Source organism: Paraburkholderia sediminicola, from assembly GCF_046027825.1.
Lineage (GTDB): Bacteria > Pseudomonadota > Gammaproteobacteria > Burkholderiales > Burkholderiaceae > Paraburkholderia > Paraburkholderia sediminicola_D.
In genome coordinates, this window is record NZ_JAQQDU010000228.1 from 1 (window position 1) to 1,330 (window position 1,330).

Genomic DNA, 1,330 nt, shown 5'->3' on the forward strand with positions numbered 1-1,330 from the left:
CAGGCTGCGGAAATACAGGCCGACATTACTAAGCCGTGAAGCTTGATCGGAATTTTCAGCGGCATGTTTTTCATAATTTGGAATATTGACCGTGGAATTTCGATTTTTGGGCCGTTTTGTGAGCTGCTCTTACGCTTTTGGGGCTCATTGCGCCTGCAGCGGACGGAGTTGTCCCAGGGTGCGCATACGCACGAGGTTGTAAGCGGCCATCGTCAGCACAAACATCTGATCGACTTTCTTCAAGCCGCGCACCATCACCTGGCGCATACCGCCGATGCTCTTGGCCCAGCCGAAACCTTGTTCGATGAGCTTGCGCTTTTGCTGGGAAACCGCATAGCCCGCACTCTGGGCGATTGACTCGGGCACCGCCGACTCGCGGCCTGACTTGTTTTGCGCCACGTGAGGTGTGACGTTCATGGCCTTGCAGGCCTCGATGAACTCTGCCGCGTCGTAGCCTTTGTCTGCCCCCAGCGTGATCTCGCGCGTCGGATCGTCAAGCGCCTGGCGGGCATCGTCGATCATTACTTTGGCCGCTTCGCGCTCGGCATAGCCATCGGCCAGCGTCACCACGGCGCTGGCGATCAGCCCATGGCGGTTATCGCTCAACGTATGGCCCATGTAGCGTAGCTCGCTTGCCGTTTTGCCTTTACGATACAGCCGCGAATCCGGGTCGCTCTTCGATTCATGCGTCTCATTGCTACGCCTCTCGCCCTTGAAGTTCCCACCGTCTTCGGGATCGTGATCATCGTCGCGGCGCACAAAACTTTTGTGGCCGGCCCACGCTTGAATCAATGTGCCATCCACACTGAAGTGCTCGCCTGAGAGCCAGTGCCTGTTCTCGGCGATGCCCACAACCTCGTTAAAGAATTCGATGACCGCGTCGTGTTTAATCAGCCGCTCGCGGTTCTTGGTGAAGACGGTGGGCACCCACACGGCATCGTCCATCGACAGCCCAATGAACCAACGAAACAGCAGGTTATATTGAACCTGCTCCATCAACTGCCGCTCCGAGCGAACGCTATAGAGCACCTGCAACAGCATCGCGCGCAGCAGCTTCTCCGGGGCAATGCTGGGGCGCCCACCTTTGATCTCAGCCTCGTACATCCCGGCAAACAAGCGGTCCATCCTGGCCAGCGCTGCGTTGGCCATCTTGCGAATCGAGCGCAACGGGTGATCGGCTGGAACAAAGTCCTCGAGCTTACGCAAGGTGAACAAATTCTCGGTAAAGGTATCGGCGCCGCGCATCGCTTCTCACAGTTGTGGGGTCTGCACTAACAACGTTTGAACTGACCTTTCGGGTGACTTCGGGGCGAGGTATTTCCGCAGCCTG

At 57.5% G+C, this 1,330-nt stretch carries 1 protein-coding gene; it reads right to left on the bottom strand.

Features of this window, described 5'->3' with window-relative positions:
* Positions 1–144 precede the first annotated feature (144 nt).
* Positions 145–1,245 (bottom strand): IS5 family transposase, encoded by a 1,101-nt coding sequence (locus PQQ96_RS41990; RefSeq protein ID WP_408303302.1) that lies wholly within the window; start codon positions 1,243–1,245, stop codon positions 145–147.
* Between the last annotated feature and the right edge of the window lie 85 nt (positions 1,246–1,330).

What these genes read in the sequence shown, in the direction of transcription:
- PQQ96_RS41990 (WP_408303302.1), bottom strand. Translation starts at nt 1,245, where the DNA reads ATGCGCGGCGCCGATACCTTTACCGAGAATTTGTTCACCTTGCGTAAG.